19 protein-coding genes and 1 riboswitch are annotated in these 19,233 nt (G+C 41.7%); of the genes, 9 read left to right on the top strand and 10 right to left on the bottom strand.

What is annotated here, in order from left to right; genetic code table 11:
• Position 1: 1 nt before the first annotated feature.
• Positions 2 to 98, bottom strand: a riboswitch (TPP riboswitch).
• A gap of 412 nt (positions 99 to 510) precedes the next feature.
• From IJ00_RS05235 to IJ00_RS05225, 3 genes are all read left to right on the top strand, one after another.
• On the top strand, positions 511 to 1,161 hold the full coding sequence (locus IJ00_RS05235) for an rRNA large subunit pseudouridine synthase E (RefSeq protein WP_046814722.1): 651 nt from the start codon (positions 511 to 513) through the stop codon (positions 1,159 to 1,161).
• 214 nt (positions 1,162 to 1,375) lie between these two features.
• Positions 1,376 to 2,677 carry a PAS domain-containing sensor histidine kinase gene (locus IJ00_RS05230; RefSeq protein ID WP_035150719.1) on the top strand — a complete coding sequence of 434 codons (1,302 nt, stop codon included), beginning with the start codon at positions 1,376 to 1,378 and terminating at the stop codon, positions 2,675 to 2,677.
• 323 nt (positions 2,678 to 3,000) lie between these two features.
• Positions 3,001 to 3,837, top strand: a complete 837-nt coding sequence (locus IJ00_RS05225) for an SPFH domain-containing protein (RefSeq protein ID WP_035150717.1) — start codon at positions 3,001 to 3,003, stop codon at positions 3,835 to 3,837.
• A gap of 181 nt (positions 3,838 to 4,018) precedes the next feature.
• On the opposite strand, the gene folP is transcribed toward IJ00_RS05225, so the two are convergent.
• Both folP and tpiA read right to left on the bottom strand, forming a co-directional pair.
• Entirely contained in the window at positions 4,019 to 4,867 is an 849-nt protein-coding gene (gene folP, locus IJ00_RS05220) for a dihydropteroate synthase (RefSeq protein ID WP_035158461.1), read from the bottom strand.
• 68 nt (positions 4,868 to 4,935) lie between these two features.
• Positions 4,936 to 5,664 carry a triose-phosphate isomerase gene (gene tpiA / locus IJ00_RS05215; protein WP_035158459.1) on the bottom strand — a complete coding sequence of 243 codons (729 nt, stop codon included), beginning with the start codon at positions 5,662 to 5,664 and terminating at the stop codon, positions 4,936 to 4,938.
• Between the two features lie 209 nt (positions 5,665 to 5,873).
• Between tpiA and leuC the strand changes: the two genes are divergently transcribed.
• Positions 5,874 to 7,277, top strand: coding sequence for a 3-isopropylmalate dehydratase large subunit (leuC, locus tag IJ00_RS05210; protein ID WP_035150715.1), 1,404 nt, complete (start codon positions 5,874 to 5,876; stop codon positions 7,275 to 7,277).
• A 205-nt stretch (positions 7,278 to 7,482) separates the two neighbouring features.
• Positions 7,483 to 8,079: a 3-isopropylmalate dehydratase small subunit gene (gene leuD / locus IJ00_RS05205; RefSeq protein WP_035150712.1), complete on the top strand. Its 597-nt coding sequence runs from the start codon at positions 7,483 to 7,485 to the stop codon at positions 8,077 to 8,079.
• A 148-nt stretch (positions 8,080 to 8,227) separates the two neighbouring features.
• On the opposite strand, the gene IJ00_RS05200 is transcribed toward leuD, so the two are convergent.
• On the bottom strand, positions 8,228 to 9,910 hold the full coding sequence (locus IJ00_RS05200) for an NAD(P)H-quinone oxidoreductase subunit 4 (RefSeq protein WP_035150710.1): 1,683 nt from the start codon (positions 9,908 to 9,910) through the stop codon (positions 8,228 to 8,230).
• A gap of 449 nt (positions 9,911 to 10,359) precedes the next feature.
• On the opposite strand from IJ00_RS05200, the gene IJ00_RS05195 reads away from it, so the two are divergent.
• Both IJ00_RS05195 and mtnB read left to right on the top strand, forming a co-directional pair.
• Positions 10,360 to 10,989: an HAD-IB family phosphatase gene (locus IJ00_RS05195; RefSeq protein ID WP_035150708.1), complete on the top strand. Its 630-nt coding sequence runs from the start codon at positions 10,360 to 10,362 to the stop codon at positions 10,987 to 10,989.
• A 44-nt stretch (positions 10,990 to 11,033) separates the two neighbouring features.
• Positions 11,034 to 11,657, top strand: coding sequence for a methylthioribulose 1-phosphate dehydratase (gene mtnB, locus IJ00_RS05190; protein ID WP_035150706.1), 624 nt, complete (start codon positions 11,034 to 11,036; stop codon positions 11,655 to 11,657).
• On the opposite strand, the gene IJ00_RS05185 is transcribed toward mtnB, so the two are convergent.
• From IJ00_RS05185 to IJ00_RS05160, 5 genes are all read right to left on the bottom strand, one after another.
• Positions 11,645 to 11,851 (bottom strand): hypothetical protein, encoded by a 207-nt coding sequence (locus IJ00_RS05185; protein WP_035150703.1) that lies wholly within the window; start codon positions 11,849 to 11,851, stop codon positions 11,645 to 11,647. The genes mtnB and IJ00_RS05185 overlap by 13 nt on opposite strands.
• A 50-nt stretch (positions 11,852 to 11,901) precedes the next feature.
• Positions 11,902 to 12,438 (bottom strand): dihydrofolate reductase family protein, encoded by a 537-nt coding sequence (locus IJ00_RS05180; RefSeq protein ID WP_035150701.1) that lies wholly within the window; start codon positions 12,436 to 12,438, stop codon positions 11,902 to 11,904.
• Between the two features lie 16 nt (positions 12,439 to 12,454).
• Positions 12,455 to 13,249, bottom strand: a complete 795-nt coding sequence (locus IJ00_RS05175; RefSeq protein WP_238178436.1) for an MlaE family lipid ABC transporter permease subunit — start codon at positions 13,247 to 13,249, stop codon at positions 12,455 to 12,457.
• A gap of 73 nt (positions 13,250 to 13,322) precedes the next feature.
• Complete coding sequence (locus IJ00_RS28765) at positions 13,323 to 16,091, bottom strand: protein kinase (protein WP_052754389.1); 2,769 nt, start codon at positions 16,089 to 16,091, stop codon at positions 13,323 to 13,325.
• A 177-nt stretch (positions 16,092 to 16,268) separates the two neighbouring features.
• The gene (locus IJ00_RS05160) at positions 16,269 to 17,006 is read right to left on the bottom strand and encodes a dienelactone hydrolase family protein (protein ID WP_035150697.1); all 738 of its coding nucleotides are present in this window, start codon (positions 17,004 to 17,006) and stop codon (positions 16,269 to 16,271) included.
• Positions 17,007 to 17,188: 182 nt separating this feature from the next.
• Between IJ00_RS05160 and IJ00_RS05155 the strand changes: the two genes are divergently transcribed.
• The gene (locus IJ00_RS05155) at positions 17,189 to 17,683 is read left to right on the top strand and encodes a hypothetical protein (RefSeq protein ID WP_035150695.1); all 495 of its coding nucleotides are present in this window, start codon (positions 17,189 to 17,191) and stop codon (positions 17,681 to 17,683) included.
• Between the two features lie 14 nt (positions 17,684 to 17,697).
• Here the strand turns inward: IJ00_RS05155 and rimM are convergent, their stop codons facing one another.
• Entirely contained in the window at positions 17,698 to 18,285 is a 588-nt protein-coding gene (gene rimM, locus IJ00_RS05150; protein ID WP_144416094.1) for a ribosome maturation factor RimM, read from the bottom strand.
• Between the two features lie 80 nt (positions 18,286 to 18,365).
• On the bottom strand, positions 18,366 to 19,076 hold the full coding sequence (locus tag IJ00_RS05145) for a GDSL-type esterase/lipase family protein (protein WP_035150691.1): 711 nt from the start codon (positions 19,074 to 19,076) through the stop codon (positions 18,366 to 18,368).
• Between the two features lie 14 nt (positions 19,077 to 19,090).
• On the opposite strand from IJ00_RS05145, the gene IJ00_RS28760 reads away from it, so the two are divergent.
• Positions 19,091 to 19,228 (top strand): hypothetical protein, encoded by a 138-nt coding sequence (locus IJ00_RS28760; protein ID WP_168163422.1) that lies wholly within the window; start codon positions 19,091 to 19,093, stop codon positions 19,226 to 19,228.
• Positions 19,229 to 19,233: the final 5 nt, after the last annotated feature.

Raw genomic sequence — 19,233 nt, 5'->3', positions numbered from 1 at the left:
TTTCCTCGATATACAGCTTCCCTCCGCCGGTATTACCCGGATTCAGGTGTTAAGGGTGTAATCTCAGCCTGTTACCGCAGGCACCCCTAGCATGAAGATTTATCCTATCATTTCTATTTAAGGGAAAATGAAGTTTATAAACATTTTCTCATCTTTGAATGTGGTAAAGGAAACTGACAATTGCAAAATTAGCATCTGTCGTCACAGGGGAGACTTCCAAATCAAAAAATAACCAATCATGAGTAATGGGTGGTGGGGAGTAAGTAAGGAGTGATGAGTAATGAGTAGTGAATTAAGCCTTGAAACCCTTAATATTTTGTAGGTAGTTCCGAAACAATGATTTTGAATCAATCTTGAAACCCTTATGGGATAAAAGGAGTTCCTAATTCACATCAGACTTCAATCGCTGTGTAAGCAGGGGGAATCAGAAAAATTCAGTCTGAATCAATTGGATAATTTATTTTCTGGAAGTCCCTAGACAACACCAGATGGAGAAATTCTTGAGAATCCATGACCGACCACAAATATATACTTTTCTATAAACCCTATGGTGTGCTGTGTCAGTTCACCCAGGAAATTCCAGAGCAAATCACCCTCAAGGATTATATTCCTATCCCCAATGTCTATCCTGTGGGACGTTTGGATTGGGATAGTGAAGGCTTGTTATTGTTGACGAATCATGGACAATTACAACATCGTTTGTGCGATCCACAATTTCACCACGAACGTACCTATTTAGCTCAGGTAGAACGGATTCCTGATGTGACTGCTTTACAAAAGTTAGTGTCGGGAGTGGATATAAAAGGCTACCGCACTCGCCCTGCGAAAGTACGACTACTTTCAGAAGAACCTTCCTTACCAGAAAGGAATCCACCAATTCGCTTTCGCAAAAACGTGCCCACAGCTTGGTTAAAATTAACACTAACTGAGGGAAAAAATCGCCAGGTGCGGAGGATGACTGCGGCGGTGGGTTTTCCGACTTTACGTTTAGTCAGAATCAGTATTGCTCATTTACATTTAGACAAATTACAACCGGGAGAGTGGCGATCGCTCACCTCAACAGAATTAGACTCATTACGAGAACTGGTGTTTACAAATACTGCACCCAAAGGAAAAAACTGGCGTGGCTCTACCAAAGCATCATCAAAGCTGAAAAAGTAACAAATTGTAATCAAAAAAATGAGCAATATTACATTGAATAGCTTACTATATAGCTTTTTAAACCCGATATTTTTGTTACATACTGAATGTATAAAGTTATTTTATTTACTCAATGGTGGTTCTCACACCCCAACCCTATTTTAATTAAAAACAGTATAATAATCATCTTTCCTAGCTTTTCTATCACCAATGCTGGGGTGCGAGTTTAAATCCTATGAGTCGGAATCAGCCTTCTAGCTGGCGCAACAGCCAATCACAACCCTTGGCGACTGGAACACCTACACGTCTAGAACTTGTGCCTGAGCGAACCAATGATTTAGAACCTTGCACAAATGAAATTTTACGTCAGACTCAGGAAGAATTACGGTGGTATCGTCAATTATATGAACATACACCTTCCGTTTGTTTGACCTTAGAATCAACAGGCAATATTGTTTCTGTGAATCAATTTGGTGCGGATTATTTGGGATACAAGCCGGAAAATTTAATACACTTACCTGTAGAGGATTTATTTGCTACAGAGGAAAAAACTCGTTTTCAGGAATTATTACAAAACTTAACGAATGAGTCGTCTTTTAATCAGATAGTCAAGGCAGAGTTTCGCCTCAACTGTCCTCAAAGTCAAATGCAATGGGCGAAAATTATTGCTAAAGTTTTGCCACCAGAGGGCGAAAATTATAATTATATTTTGCTGGTACTAGAAGATGTTACCGCTTACAGAATGGCGGCAGTCACCCTAGAAGCGAATCAGAAAGCAGTACAAGCACAGCAGGAAGAGCTAGAAAGTCTCAACCGTTTGAAGGATGAGTTTCTCAGCACAGTTTCCCACGAGTTACGAACCCCATTAACAAATATGAAGATGGCAATTCAAATGTTAGGTATTGCCCTCGATCAACAGGAGAATCTTCTATCTACCCCAGTTTTTCCGGCTGCACCCCGTTCTAAAATTGGGCGTTACTTTCAAATTTTAAACAACGAGTGCGATCGCGAAATCAATCTGATTACTAATTTCTTGGATTTGCAGAAACTTGACACCACCACTAAACCCTTAGTACTAGAAACAATTCACGTTAAACCCTGGTTACTACAGGTTGTCGAGATGTTCCAAGCACGTCATCGCAACTGTTGTCAGCACCGTCTCCATCTGGATATTGCCCCAGACTTACCACACATCGTCTCTGACCCCTTTAGTTTAGAACGAATTGTGATTGAGTTAGTCACCAATGCCTGTAAATTTAGCCCCCCAGGAGAACAAATTCTCATCAGTGCTCAATCCCAAACTCAGGAAGTCGTTATCCAAGTGACAAACTACGGTGTCGAAATTCCCCCATCCGAGATACCGCGAATCTTTGATAAGTTTTACCGCATTCCCAGTAACGATCCCTGGAAGCAAGGAGGAACCGGACTCGGATTAGCACTGGTACAGAAATTAACTAAGTATTTAGGAGGTGCGATCGCCATCGAAAGCGAAAATAATCAAACTTGTTTCACAATTCAGCTACCATTGTGGCAGTAGGCAAGGTGAGGAGAGAGGGAAAAAGAGAACAATGTGTGTGATTCATCCTCTGTAAACAACTATCAACTCCATCTAGGAGAATAGACGATCTACTTCCACCATATTTAAGTCTTTGACCAAAAATTAAGTATAAACAACATTTAAAGTATTCCCCTTTCTTTACCTCCCCCTTGTCAGTAACAAATCAAGATGTTTTAATATCCATGTCTAAGCAGTCGGTTATTGTTTACACCAATCATCGCCGCGAAGTTATTTGTTATTGACATTAACTTTCCCCTATTTCTCGTCACATTTAACCTACCTATATTTGTATCGGAGCATCCATGGAGCCAATTATTGCTATAGTTTTAGTGCTCGTAGGTTATGCCTTAGGATCTGCCAAAGTTATTAGTGAAGGTAATCAAGCTTTAGTAGAACGTTTAGGGCGTAAACATCGTACCCTCAGTCCTGGATTAAATTTTATTGTTCCTGTTATCGACCAAATAGTCATGGAAGATACTACCAGGGAACAGTACATTGATATTAAACCCCAGAATATTATCACCAAAGATAACATCTACTTAGAAGTTGATGCCGTTGTCTTCTGGCGCATCAGTAGTATGGATAGAAGCTTCTATGAGATTGATGATTTACAGGGAGCTTTGGCACAATTAGCTACAACAACTCTTCGGGAAATTATCGCCCAAAATACCCTAGAAGAAGCTAATAGCTTTCGAGCAGAAGTAGATAAAACCATTATCGACCAACTCAACGAAACCACAAAGAAATGGGGCGTGGAAATTATCCGTGTTGATATTCAACGCATCACACCCCCCGACAGTGTGCGAAAATCCATGGAAGAGCAACGAGCTGCGGAAATTAAAAGTCGTGCTGCCATTCTGGAAGCAGAAGGGGAAAGACAAGCTGCCATCAAGAAAGCAGAAGGAACTAAAACCTCTCTGCAAATTATCTCCGAAGCTTTGCGTTCTAATCCCGAAAATAAGGAGATTCTCCGTTATTTAGTTGCTCAAGACTATGTAGATGCAAGTCATAAGCTCGGTGCAAGTCAAAATGCCAAGATTGTGTTTATGGATCCAGTGAAATCTGGTGATGTCTACGATCAGTTACTTGCGGAAGCGGTAGTACAAGAAACGAATAAATCGGAAAATGGGGCAGCTTAGGAATTAAGCAATCACAAATCATGAGTAATGAGTAGTGAGTAGTGAATTAAGCCTTGAAACCCTGATGGGATAAGAGGCATTTCTAATTAACATTAGGCGTAAATCTATATTGCTAATGCCTACCTATTAGTAAACCTACCGTGAAACGGGCAGCCTTGCCCGTAAATCATTACATTTCACTTCAAGAGAATTCACGGAAAATTCCATCCGCTACTTGAGCAACATCATGAATTTCTGCTACATCATGCACCCGTAGGATGTCAGCACCATGGAAAATTGCAGCACAACAAGCTGCCGCCGTTCCCCAAACTCGTTTTTTGGGGTCAGGTTGATTTAAAATATGACCAATAAAGCTTTTACGGGAAACTCCCACCAATATTGGACATTTTAGTTGCTGAAATTCCGATAAACGGCGGAGAATTTGTAGATTCTGGGAAAAATTCTTAGCGAAGCCAATACCAGGGTCAATGATAATCTTTTTCTGGTCAATACCAAAACCCTCGGCAAGGCAAATTTGCTGCTTCAGGAAATCAGATATTTCTGCAATTAAATCCTTATAGTCTGTTAGTTGCTGCATCGTCTCCGGATTTCCCCGGATATGCATGAGAATAATTGGCACATTCAATTTGGCTACAGTTGGCAACATTTCCCCATCAAAAGTGCCTCCAGAAATATCATTGATGATGTCAGCACCCGCTTGAATAGAAGCTTCTGCTACTGCGGCTCTGGTGGTGTCTACAGAAATAGGAATATGACTAGTTTGGCGAATAGCTTGAATTACTGGTATTACCCGTGACAATTCTTCATCGAGGGTAACTTGCTTTGCTCCTGGTCTGGTAGATTGTCCACCAATATCTATAATATCCGCTCCCGCCGCCGCCATTGCCTGGGCTTGGGTAACAGCATAGGTGAGAGAATTAAACTCCCCACCATCGCTAAAACTATCTGGAGTCACATTTAACACACCCATAATATAAGTGCGCTGTCCCCATGAAAAAGAGCGATCGCCAACTTTTAAACTACTTGTCATAGGTTCCATCTAGGAAGAAACCAGGGAATAGGAATAAAACTTCCTTCCCAATTCCCCATTCTCCGTATCTATTGCAGATAATTTACAATTCGGGCAAAATCTGCCGCTTCTAAACTTGCTCCACCCACCAAAGCACCATCAATTTCTGGTTGTGCCATGATTTCATCAATATTATTCGGTTTCACAGAACCACCGTACTGAATCGGAACATCCGGATTAGTCAGTTGAGAGCGAATTACACCAATCACCCGATTTGCTTCCTTCGCTTCGCAAGTATCACCCGTACCGATCGCCCAAATTGGTTCATAAGCAATCACTAAATTAGTTTGGTCAACATCCACCAAACCCTGTTTTAATTGACCAATAATCAGAGATTCCGTCTCTTGTGCATCACGCTGCTGCTTTGTTTCCCCCACGCATAAAATCGGGGTTAAACCATATTTTTGAGCTGCCTTTAAACGTAAATTTACCGTCTCATCGGTTTCGCCAAAAAATTGACGGCGCTCACTGTGACCAATAATCACATAACGCACACCGATTTCCTCTAACATCAATCCCGAAATTTCCCCCGTATATGCGCCACTTTCTGCCCAATGGACATTTTGCGCTCCTAGTTGTACCAGACTACCATGTAAGCTTTTAGACAAAATGCTTAAGTCTGTATAGGGAACACAGAGTACAACCTCTCTTTCTGGGGGTGTTTCCTCCAAAGTAGGCAAGAATCCCGTCAAGAAGTCTTGGGATTCTGCCTGGGTTTTGAACATTTTCCAATTGCCGGCAATAACGATTTTCCGCACAGGTACTTCAGTCAAGATTAAAACAACATTAAATGCATTCTTAAGTTTAGGGCTTTTTGGGGATTCGTTGTAAATGGGTAATTGGTAATGGGGGAAAGGGGAAGAAAACACAGAGAACTTGATTGTTAACCATTACTCAAATTCCCAACTATCTAGCCATAATTTCTGGTAACATCTAAGATCCGAATGCTGAAAAACCGGGTTTGAGTATGAGCAAAGGTACGTTGTTTGATAAAGTTTGGGATTTACATACCGTTGGTACGCTGCCCTCTGGACAAACGCAACTATTTATTGGACTACACCTGATTCATGAAGTCACTAGTCCCCAAGCCTTTGCCATGCTACGGGAAAGGGGTCTAAAGGTACTATATCCCCAACGTACCGTCGCCACAGTAGACCACATTGTCCCCACCACAAACCAAGCGCGTCCCTTTGTGGATAGTTTGGCAGAGGAGATGATGCAATCTCTAGAAAATAACTGCCAAGACTATGGCATCACTTTTTATGATATTGGTTCTGGCGGTCAGGGTATTGTCCATGTGATTGCCCCAGAGCAGGGATTGACACAACCGGGAATGACGATCGCCTGTGGTGATAGTCACACATCTACCCATGGTGCTTTTGGAGCGATCGCCTTTGGGATTGGTACCAGTCAAGTGAGAGATGTCCTTGCTTCCCAAACCCTTGCCCTATCTAAATTAAAAGTCCGCAAAATTGAAGTTAACGGGACTCTCCAACCCGGTGTCTATGCCAAGGATGTGATTCTCCATATCATCCGTACTCTTGGTGTTAAAGGTGGCGTAGGCTATGCCTATGAATACGCAGGCTCTACCTTTGCCAATATGACCATGGAAGAACGCATGACAGTCTGTAACATGGCGATCGAAGGTGGGGCACGTTGCGGCTACATTAACCCTGACCAAATTACCTACGATTACCTCCAAGGCAGAGATTTTGCCCCCAAAGCAGCCTACTGGGACAAAGCTGTCGCCTGGTGGGAGTCCATCCGTAGCGATGCCGATGCTGAATACGATGATGTCGTCGTCTTTGATGCGGCAGATATTCCCCCCACCGTCACCTGGGGTATTACTCCCGGTCAAGGCATCGGCGTCAATCAATTTATACCCACTGCCGAGGAATTACCAGAGGAAGACCGATTCATTGCCGAAGAAGCATACCAATACATGGATTTGGCTCCCGGTCAACCCATCCAGGGTACAAAAGTAGATGTTTGCTTTATTGGTAGCTGTACCAATGGTAGAATCAGCGACTTACGAGAAGCTGCCAAAATTGCCCAAGGACGACAGGTTGCCGCAGGAGTCAAAGCTTTCGTTGTCCCAGGTTCCGAACGAGTCAAGCAACAAGCAGAAGCTGAAGGACTCGATAAAATCTTTGTTGCCGCAGGTTTTGAATGGCGGGAACCTGGTTGTTCCATGTGCTTGGCAATGAATCCCGACAAATTACAAGGACGACAAATCAGCGCTTCCTCCTCCAATCGTAACTTTAAAGGTCGCCAAGGCTCTGCCTCCGGTAGAACCCTGCTCATGAGTCCCGCAATGGTTGCAGCTGCTGCTGTGAAAGGTCAGGTTTTTGATGTGCGTGAATTATTTTAGTAGTTCATGTGATTAATTTTGATAGTTTACTGTAGTCGGGGTCAGAAAGCCCGCATCTGCAAATCAGGGAGCGAGACTCCCACTACACATATTTTTCACCCATCACAACTTATGGCATGACTAACTAATAGTCCACCAAAGAAACTTTGACTAGTAGGTTACTCCCTACTCATTACTCATTACTCCCTACTCCCTACTCCCTCCCATGAACAGTGAAGTTAAATCCGTATCCGGACGTGGCATACCCCTGGTAGGCAATGATATTGACACCGATCGCATCATTCCGGCTCGCTTTTTAAAATGTGTCACCTTTGATGGTTTAGGTGAACACGCTTTCGCCGACGATCGCGCAGCTTTAGACGGTCAGCATCCCTTTGACCAAGCTCAGTATCAAACAGCACAAATATTAGTCGTCAATCGTAATTTTGGCTGTGGCTCTTCTCGGGAACACGCCCCCCAAGCTATATATAAATGGGGAATTCGTGCCATAATCGGTGAAAGCTTTGCTGAAATATTCTTCGGTAATTGCGTAGCTATCGGTGTACCTTGTATTACTGCTGATGGCACAACGGTGAAACAACTACAGGAAATAATCGCTACCAATCCCCAAGCCTCGGTAACTGTTAATTTAGAAACCATGGAAGTGCAATCAGGCGACTTCCTTGCCTCTATTACTATGGGTGAGGGAGCAAGAAATATGTTTGTCTCCGGTAGTTGGGACGCTTGCGGGCAGTTGGTAGCACAAGCAACACAGATTCAAGCAACGGCAGCAAAGTTACCCTACATTTCCTGGGCAAGTTGAAAGATTTAATTATCCATTATCCAAAAGCTCTGGTAGAGACGTTCCGACGGAACGTCTTTCTCCTCCAATTTCTATAAAATTCCCAAAAAAAAAGAAAGGGTAATAATTACCCTCTCCTCAGAAATTTTTCAGCTATGTAATCAATTCCCTATTTCAGAACTCCCAAAACCGGAGCAACTTCCGACTCTGCAACTCTTGGAGTTAGGAAAGAACTCGCGTAGATACCGGGATTAGTTTCAGCAATTTGAGTGTAGGATTGGCGCACCTGTGTATTTACAGCTACAGTCTTCACGTCGTAAATATTCGTAGCTAACTTGGGATAAACACCGATGCCAATAATCAACACCAAGAAGCAAGCGGCAATAAATACTTCACGGGGGTTCGCATCATTAAATTTGGCATTTCCAGGCAGAACACAGTTAGTACCAAAACACACCGCCTCATCAATGCCATCCTGTAAACCTGCATCATTGAGATTGCAAGTAGGAGCATTTCCTGGGTTATAAAACACCTGACGCAACATGGAGAGCAGATATATCGGTGTCAGAATTAGCCCCACCGCAGCCAGGAAAATCATCACCGTAGAGAAGGTGGAACTGTAGATATCACTGGTAGTCAAGCCCACAAACACTTCCAACTCGCCCACAAAACCGCTCATTCCAGGAAGTGCCAGGGATGCCATGGAACCCATGGTGAACAGAGCAAATACTTTCGGCATTGCTTGACCAATATTACCCATATCATCCATGACAAGGGTGTGGGTGCGATCGTAGGTGACACCTGCCAGGAAGAAGAGAACCGCCGCAATTAAACCGTGGGAAATCATTTGCAACATTGCCCCACTCACCCCTAAATCGGTGAAGGAAGCAATACCCAGGAGGACAAATCCCATGTGGGAAACTGAAGAATAAGCCAAACGGCGCTTCATATTCTTCTGAGCAAAGGAATTTAAACCACCGTAGACAATATTCACCACACCTAAACAAGCCAGGATAGGTGCAAAGTAAATATGGGCATCTGAGAGCATTTCCATGTTCAGGCGAATTAAGCCGTATCCGCCCATTTTCAAGAGGACACCCGCCAAAATCATCGAGACGGGAGCAGATGCTTCACCGTGAGCATCCGGGAGCCAAGTATGCATGGGGAAAATCGCCAACTTCACACCGAAGGCAATTAACAATCCAGCGTAAACTAGTAATTCTAAGCCTAGGGGGTAATCTTTCAGACCCAACTCCACTATGTCAAAGGTGACATTACCACCAGAGAATGCCAGAGCTAAACCAGCTATCAGAATAAAAATCGAAGCTGCTGCGGTGTAAATCAAGAATTTTGTCGCTGCGTAGCGTCTTCTCTGTCCGCCCCAAATTGAGACTAGCAAGTAGACGGGAACCAGTTCCAACTCCCACATAATAAATAGGAGGAGCATATCCTGGGCGACAAACACCCCAATCTGGGCAGCGTATAACACCAGCATCAAGAAGTAAAACAGACGCGGTTTGCGGTCTACTTGCCAAGCTGCCAATATCGATAATGTCGTGACTAAACCAGCTAGGAGGACGAGGGGGGCAGAAATACCATCAACAGAAACCGCCCAACTTAGTCCTAACTGGGGAACCCAGGCATACTTCTCAACAAGTTGAAAAGTCGCGCTGCTAGGGTCGTAATGCTTCCAAAAGGCATAGCACATCAGAATAAAATCCGCGATACCTACGCCCAGAGCAAACCATCTTATCTGCTTGCCGTCTTTATCTGGCAAGAAGGGAATGGCAAAGGAAGCAACGAGTGGTAGCAGGATAATCGCGGTCAGCCAAGGAAATTGATCCGCCATCATGATATTGAGCAAAAATACTTATTTTGTGGATGAACCTATTCTATTAAACTTTGTAAACATTTGTTCATTGAAATTTACCGATTTTGACTATAAAAGAGTTTGAGTATCACAATACATAACTGTTTCCATTGATAACTAGAGCATTAGCTGGGGAGAGTTAATAGTAAGACAGATGTTATTGGTAAATTTTTACTTTTGAGCGATCGCCGCTTCGGCGGGCTGAAAGCCTATCACCACCCTTACTCAACTTACTTCCATCATCTTTAACTAACCATTACCTAAGAATTAACCTCTCTCCAAGTACAAATCTCCAAGTACAAATTTTATTTAACACCTGCGAAACGCTTGCAAACTATGGGTTACTTTACTGGTAATGAAGGCTGGGTTTTTGAATACACAGGCACAGTGATTAAATTCCGTCAAAGTGTAGCTTACATTAGGGTAAATGGATGAAGCGGATTGTTTTTTGCGATTTTGATGGTACTATTACTGCCGAGGAGACTTTTGTTGCTGTTTTAAAGAAGTTTGCTCCGGAAGTTTCTGCCCAGCTAATGCCCCAAATTTATGCTAGAAATCTAACTTTGAGGTCAGGAGTCAGAACAATTCTGGAGTCTATTCCAGCATCCCATTATGGGGAAATTTTAGCATTTAGCGCTACCAAAGCGATTCGCCCTGGCTTTGTTGAGTTCCTAGATTTTCTCAGGGCAAGAGATGTACCCTTAGTTATCGTTTCTGGGGGATTAAGGGGAATCGTAGAAACAATTTTAGGTGATTTGGTAGAGCAAGTACAGGCAATTTATGCCGTAGATGCAGATACTAGTGGTGAATATTTGCAAATATATTCTGAGTTTGAAGCAGATACGGAACTAGTCGCTAAAGTGAAAGTGATAGAAAAGTATAATGCTGATGAAAATATCGCCATTGGGGATTCGATTACCGACTTAAATATGGCACTACATACCCCTGTGGTGTTTGCGAGGGAACCTCTCAGTAAGTATTTAACAGCATATGAAAAATCATACATTGCCTGGGACGACTTTTTTCAAGTGCGCGATCGCCTATTAGATTTATGGCAATGAAAATAAAGGAGAAATCTTAATTTGTAATCTCGAAATTCCCAACCATGAACAATCAAGTTAGCGCAGATGAACGTATTGAATTAATTACCGCAGCCCGTCTATTTTACCAAAGAGGTTGGATGGTGGGGACTGCGGGCAATCTCTCCCTGCGTCTAGAGGATGGGAGTTTTTGGATTACAGCCAGTGGTAAAGCCAAGGGAGAATTAACCACCCGTGATTTTGTGCGCGTGTATGCAGATAGTACAGTAGAAGCATTTGATTCTGACTTAAAACCATCTGCTGAAACTAGCATTCACCAAACTATTTACACCCTTTTTCCTCAAGCGAGGGCTTGTTACCATGTCCATTCCATAGAAGCAAATTTGGTTTCTATGTTTGCTCAGGAAGATATTTTACACCTACCACCCCTAGAAATGCTTAAAGGCTTGGGAGTATGGGAAGAAAATCCCCAGTGTCACATGGCTGTATTTAATAATTATTTAGATGTACCAAAAATCGCCTCAGAAATAGAAGCACGTTTTCGCAACCATCTGCCACAAATACCAGCTTTGTTAATTCGCAACCATGGTGTGACAGTATGGGCATCTTCCCCAGCAGTTGCACTTAATTATATTGAATTGGTGGAATATGTCTTCCGCTATATGGTAGCAGCACATCAGGTGAAATAATTATGGAGTAAATAGTAATACCAATTCTCTAAAATTAGGCTACAGATGGAATCTACGGAACCATTGCTAAATCTAGATTTTTTAATTGCGAATTGGTATAACCCGGCGTTAGCTGAAGGCTTTGGCGCAGCCATCGCTTCTTGCTGACAGTCCTGTAAATCTTCTGTTTCGAGTGTGGGTAAAAGTAACAACATTTCTCTAAGGGTGTCAAATTTGCCTACTGTTTAAATAGCAAGATTTAATTTTAGGAATAATTAAATTTATAGGTTAGTAAAATTCCTCCATCTTCATAGGGTTTGGAATCAACTAAACAGAGACTAACGCTTTTTTGACTATCACCAAAAAGTTTAATTCCGCAACCAAAAATTATAGGGTTGACTTTCAGAATCATTTCGTCAATTAAGCAATTATCTAGTAAAAAGCCTGCAAATATTCCACCCCCACACAAATAAATGTCCTTGCCTTCCTGCTGCTTCAAAATATTAATGACTTCTAATTCCTTTTCCTTAACTATCTCTACTTGCTCATTATTTGGGAAATTTAATGTCTGAGAAAAGATATAGTGTTTCATATTGCCATAGGCGGGTTGCCCTGGTTGTAGTCCGTATTTATAGCCAAACTCATAGGTTTTCCTACCCATGAATACAGTGTCGTATCTTGACAGGCTAGCAAGATACTCATCCACCATTGCCCCTGACTGTAAAAAACCATCAATAGAACCATCGGTATGGGCAATATAGTTATCAACAGTTGTCGCCACATGATAGACAATCTTTCTCATTTTTATCCTCCTACAATCAAATTGCTGGTTTTTCAAAAATCAGTAGAGAAAGGAAAAAATCAACCATAAAAATTGCAACCCAAGTCGTCACAACCGCAGCAGTGGCAGATTCTCCCACCTGTTTCGCACCACCCACTGTACTTAAACCCCAGCTGCAACCAATGACAGCTACCATCATGCCAAAAATCAAACCCTTAAGTAAAACCGTCAAAATATCAGATATCCCAAGAAAATCTCTCACGGATTCTAAGAAAACTTCCGGAGTCACTTGGTAAAAGTAAAAACCCACAAATACCCCACCAATCACACCAATAACTAATGCCAAAATTGTAATCACGGGAACCATGACACAACAGGCAATTACCCTGGGTAACACCAGATAGTCAATGGGATCGGTTTTCAACATATACAGAGCATCTATTTGTTCGGTGACTTGCATTTCTGCCAATTCCGCAGCAAAAGCAGAACCTACTTGCCCCGCAATAATACTTGCTGTGAGAATCGGAGCTAATTCTCGACAAAAAGCTAAAGCAAAAGCTCCTCCCACGGTATTCTCAGCACCAAATTTCACTAACTCTCTGGCGGTTTGAATGGTAAAAATCATCCCAGCAAAAAAATTGACCAAAAATGCTGGCAAGATAGAACCAGGTCCAGCAATCACCATCTGTTCCATAATTTGGCGATGGTATACTTTACCTTGTAGTAAATGCAACCATACTTGCCCCACTAATAGTACAGCAGCACAAAACCGTAAAATCCACGATCGCCCAATTTTATGTCTTGGTTGCAACTCACTCCTACTCCCAGTCATCGCTATGGCTATGTGTCATAGTATTATGTCTGGTGATATTATTTGGGATTTTTGACTTAGATATATCTGGAAATTAATTATGCCAGGGTTGCGTCTCCATCTGGGCAAAATGTTCTAGGAGTAAACGATGCACGAAGATATATCCACCACCAACTTTCTGTAAAAATATGCGCTCAGTGGCATAATCTAAAAAACGGGCGTAATTCCAGGGAATGTAACCATTTGTATAGAGAATTAACCTTAAAGTCAGATGCTTCAGACAAGCTTCACCCCCCCCTGATGCGACACCGAAGGCAAATCCAAAAATACCCCAGGCAAAGATACGCCATTTTAAAAGTGCTGCTGCCAATCCCAGAATTAGAAAGCCAATACAACCAAAAATCAGAGCATTTTTTCCAGATTGCCAAATACCTTGATTGGGAATCGCTAGGGTTTGAATACTGGGGCTAGTTAATCCCCGAATTAAAACATAAATTATTCCTAGGCTGAAACCAAATGCGATACCACGGAACCACCCGTGAATTGGCAAATTCATCAGGTAAGTTATCAAAGTTTGCCAACTCCAAAACCCGTATAAGGTGGCGGCGGTAAGTTTTAACATTACTCCTAAAACTGTGCCACAAAATATTCCTGGAATTAAATGTTGGCGCGCACGTTTCCCTGACCATGTGAGGGTTTCTACAGGATTTATTTGATTAAATCCAAAAACTAAAGTAAAAAATATCGCGGTGAAACCTAAGGCTAAAAGCACTCTATCTAATGGTATCAATTGTATCCCAATTGTAATCCCTATGGCAATAAAAATTAACAACAAACTAGTAATATAAATGTATTTTTGCCAGAATTTATCTAGCCAATTCGGTTGAATTCTTTCGATTAAAAAGACAGTTTGGGAACGATATTTTAAATTTTTAGCTAGCCAGGTAAGATAATGGATAGATTTAGATTGGGAATAAAGGGATTTGACTTGACGACGCTCGAACATTCTTTGAATATATTTATCAAAAATATGCTGTCGGCGCTCTTCTAAATTCATTTCCGGTAGCTCAGTAATTTTCATACCTTGATAAGCAAGAGTCATGATACTGAGCATCAGAGGAGACTGGGCTAATTCTTGCATATTTTTATCGGAACGGAGGGCAATTTGCAGCGTCTCAAGTTCTGTACCCAGGCTTTGTAAATATTGATAGATTTGCTCTATAGCTAGGGGTTGAATTAAAATAGCTGCCTGTAAATTTAAGCGTTGCGATAGGGCTTCATAGTCTTTGATACGACTACAAATGACAATTTCCGTACCGCCATATTCTTGACTAAATAAATTAATCTGATTCACGCAATTATCCCGTCTTTCAGCGCTCACCTCATCTAATCCATCAAGGAGTAAAAGTAATTGTTGGTTGCGTATCCAGGTTTGACTAATTTCTGAGGAAACTTGGTATTTAGTATTAAGTTCTCGGATAATCCAGTCAGTAATAGATATTTTTGTATCTACCCAGGTAGAGAGGTTAAAAACAACAGGAATCGGCTGATTAATATCATTTTCTGCTAGGGTAATTAAATCGTGGGTAAGTTCTAGAAGAGTTGTGGTTTTACCTGCACCTGGTTCCCCTAAAATTAATAGCGATCGCCCTGCACCAATTTTCTGAAAAATATCAATAATTTTGGTTTGGGGTGGCAAGGGTTGTCTTGCTTGTTCCGGTGTTTCCCATAATATTCCCCAGGGATGTTCTAATGCATCAAGTCGATTTTCTAAACCCAAAGCAATTAAAGCTGCTCCATGTAAAGAAGTTTCTAAAACACCCTTCACCCAATAATTTTTAACTTTGTTAATTAATATTTGCCGATTCCGGTATGCTTGCCGACTGTTGGTACTATTGGGAATCTCAAAATTTGGGATAAGGGATGGAGTTATCTCCGGTTGGGTATCCCATTTAATGGTTGTTTCCTGGGAATAAATGCTCTCATCCGCAGGATTGATGGTATCAGCAACATCAAAAATGATTCTATCCTGGGGTTGTAAAGCTGCTAACATTGCTTGGGCTGTAGGATAGCGATCGCGGTGATGAAATTGGATAGACTTTTGCAAAACCTCTGCCAGTAACCTATCCTGAATTCTGAAGTTCAACTCATTCCCGGTTCCTGTTTGTCTATCTATGACTACATCTTGGGGATGTCTCCCCGTTAACAGATAAATTGCTGTCATCCCCAAACTATAAATATCACTAGCATAGGTGGGTTTACCCATTGCTTGCTCGGGAGACATAAAACCGGAAGTTCCCACAATAATTGATTGACTATCATCCTGGGAAATATCTACGACTGGATGGATAATTTCCTTGGCAATTCCAAAATCAATTAACACAGGTTTCCCATCCTGTTGTCGCAGAATAATATTGCTAGGTTTGATGTCTCGATGAATCACTCCCTGACTATGGATATAAATTAAAACAGGTAAAAGATTGATTAATATTTCCTTAATTAATTCTTCACTGAATAAACCTAATTTTTGTAATTTTTCTCCTAATGTCAAACCCTCAATTAATTCTTGCACCAAATAAAAATATTCATTCTCCACAAAATAGGCATATAATTGCGGTATCTGCCTGTTCCCCTCACCTAGGGCTTCTAAAATTACCGCTTCCCTAGCAAATCTGGTTTGTAAAATTTGGTAAACTTCCGGTTTCGCTGTGACTGGTTTGAGTCGTTTAATCACACAACGACGACAGGAAGGGAGATAGGTATCCTCCGCAAGAAAGGTTTCACCAAATCCGCCCCTTCCCAACGCTTGGATGATACGATAACGGTTGTTCAACAGCGTTGGTGTCAAGTTGCTTTGCTCCACATTTCAGATTCAATTTTGGTTGCTAGAACCCCAACTTTAAAAAATCAGGGTTCTGACACTTTCAACTACACAATCTCTGTAGATAATTGAGCTTTTTCACAAGGGATATCATAGTTCATAAAATTGGGAAATGGGAAATTCACCTTGCCCTAAATTTCTCCCTCTTTCTGAAATATTCTACGTAAATATACGCCCTAGAAAAGTGATAATTTCTGCCCAGGCAGAGGTGGTAGCCGCCGCATCGTAGCGATAACCATCATCACGCATAAAAGTATGTTCTGCTGCATACAAACACACCTGATGGCGAACCTGAGCATTTTCTAGAGCTTGTATCAGAATTTGACGGTCATTTTCCGGGATATGGGGGTCAAGGGTACCGAGAATCAGTAGGACTTCTCCAGTGATTTCCCCGACTCGATGGATGGTATCAGCTACACCCTGTCCCAGTTTACCACTGGGAATGCCCGTGGGGTAACAACAGACAGCCGCCTTGATATCCCTAGCAAAAGCAGTGCGGAAGGCGAGGTGTCCACCGATACAAAAGCCGAGGGTAGCAATTTTACCCGGTGTCACAGAACTATCTGCCTGGAGAAATTCTAGAACAGCTTGAGCATCTGCATCGTAAGCGGCAACGGGAGTGCGACGTGCATTATCATTCCCACGCATTCTCCCCAAGTCATCAGGTTCAATTACATGGGCGATCGCCTCGGTACGATGAAAAATTTCCGGGGCTGCAACAACATAACCAAATCCTGCTAAGTAGTTAACTAGGCGTATCATTGCCCCACCTAATTGATAAATATCACTATAAAAAATGATACCTGGATAGGTTCCGGCTGTGGTTGGTGCTGCGACATAGACACGCATCAAACTGTCATCTACTCTCAATTCCACATTTCGTTTTGTAATTTGCACTGTTTTTCTCTCCCTGTGAACATAAAAGGTAGATGTACCGCACCGGATAAACTTACCTTGACTGGTTGAGGAAATTGGTTGCAGTGAATACAGTTTATTCTGGGGGAGTTTGTCAGATAAATTGCATAAATATGAGATAAATGATTGATATATGAATATCAGTTTCCTCAAGGTGCAAAACAATGAAACGATATTCTGTATTTTTACTATTAGCTAGTTTAATTTTGTTACCTGGATGTACAAGCAAACCAGAAACTCCCACCCAGGGTAAACTCACAAGTTTTAATACAGTTTGTAATCAAAGTAATGATGGTAAACGAGTTGCAGTAGAGGGTTTTCTAACTTTACCAACGTTAATTGAAAGGAATAGTTTAATTTTGCGTTTGCGTCCATCCCAGGAATTAGGTCGTAAATTAAGTGGTAGAATAATTGCCAATCCGGGAGAGTCTGAGACTCCAGTAATTGGTGTGAGTAGTAATTTTGGGACTGGGGTGAATCAAACATCTCAAGTACAGAAATCCTATACCCATAAAGACCTAAAAGTCAAAACCAATGATGGTAAAACTGTAGGTTATTTGGATAGAGTGCGTGTTTCTGGTACTGTTTACCACACTAACTCTAGCGCTATTGAGTTTAAATGTGCTTTGAGTAATCCTTTAATTGAGCGCGTCAAATAAGAAACCTTCCCTTCCTAGCTATTATTAATCTCTAATAAACCGGGTGGAGGGGTGATTTCAATGCGTTTGGCAACTAAATCTACAACAGGAGCGATCGCCATCACAAAAGGAATGAGAACTTTGGTTTGTTTTTTGTGATTTTTACTCGGTTGTTGCTGGAGAAATTCTGCATCAAACTCCACTTCTAGTAAATCATTACCAGCGCTGAGGACATCTACCACTTTCCCGACTAACTCCCCAGATGCTTGCAGATACACAGGTAAATCAATTAAATCTAAAATATGATATTCCCCTTCTGCCAATTCTGGGCGATCGCTCTCTGCAACTAATAATTTACAACCCCGTAATTCATCAACTTGAGAGCGACTTTCAATTCCTGCTAGCTGAATCACATACAAATTTTTCCCATCTAAATAACGTCCCGAAATTAACTCTACAGCTTGGGGTTCTGTTGTTCCTGGGTATAATAACCATCGGGTTCCAGGTTCCTCAAAACGTTCCGGGAAATCTGTCTCTGGGTAAACCCGTATTTCCCCCTGCAAACCTTGGGGTGCGACAATTTTACCAATTTCTATCCATCCAGATAATTGGGTATTTTCCATTGAGGTTTGGGGAGGATTCATCATTAACTCCGATGTCTTGCTTCCATATTGTTGCAGATTTTTGCCATGTCTTCCTGCTCCTAAATTTTTTTCAGTGCTTGTATCCAGGTTTTGGCGATCGCCTGATTCCCAATATCATTCAAATGGAGATTATCTGCTTTAAAACCATTCTGGGGAACTGAGTTATGAATATCCACAAAGGAAATTTTCTGCCCTTGTTGTTGCCGTTGTTTCACCATTTGCTGGATATAGAGATTTATCGACTGTTGTGATTCCTTTCCTCCTTGCCAATTGAAGGGAGAAAGGGAGGCGATCGCTATATGCACTCCAGGAGAATTTTTATAGATTTCATCGACTATTTTTTCTAGAGAAGTCTTTAAAGTATTTGAGGTTTGTTCACCCCGACAATTGTCTGCAAAAAAATCATTGCTCCCCAACATCATTAACACCACATCGGGTTTTGTTGCTTTCACCCATTGGGAAACATTTCCTGGGCTTTTACCTTCCCAACAAGGCATTTTCGTCCCTGGTAATCCTAACACCTGAGCGGCTGACCAACCACCGTGACATTCATGTTCTGGATCTGCCAATGCTGAATTTTTCTTACTCCCTACCCAGTTAATTTGTAACTTTTCCTGGGTTACTTGCTGCCGCAAAAATGGTTGATTATCTTCACAAATAGAATCTCCTAGGGGCATCACTTTGATTTTATTTTGAGCTAGGGACTCTGGAATAAACAAGAATGAACACAAACTCAGGATAAATATTGTTGTTTTTCTGATTTTTATCATTATCTTCTGGGTGCGTGATACCACAAATATTGTCCTATCTAATTAGATGCGATCGCCATCGCACTTATTTAGAAGGCATCAGTTTTATACAGAAAATTGCAACCTGTCAAGCTCTGGAGAAAGCAGGCGATCGCCCTATCGGCGGAGCGTAGCTCTA

Source organism: Calothrix sp. 336/3, assembly GCF_000734895.2.
Classification (GTDB): Bacteria; Cyanobacteriota; Cyanobacteriia; order Cyanobacteriales; family Nostocaceae; genus 336-3.
This window is presented reverse-complemented; position numbering and strand designations above follow the sequence as displayed.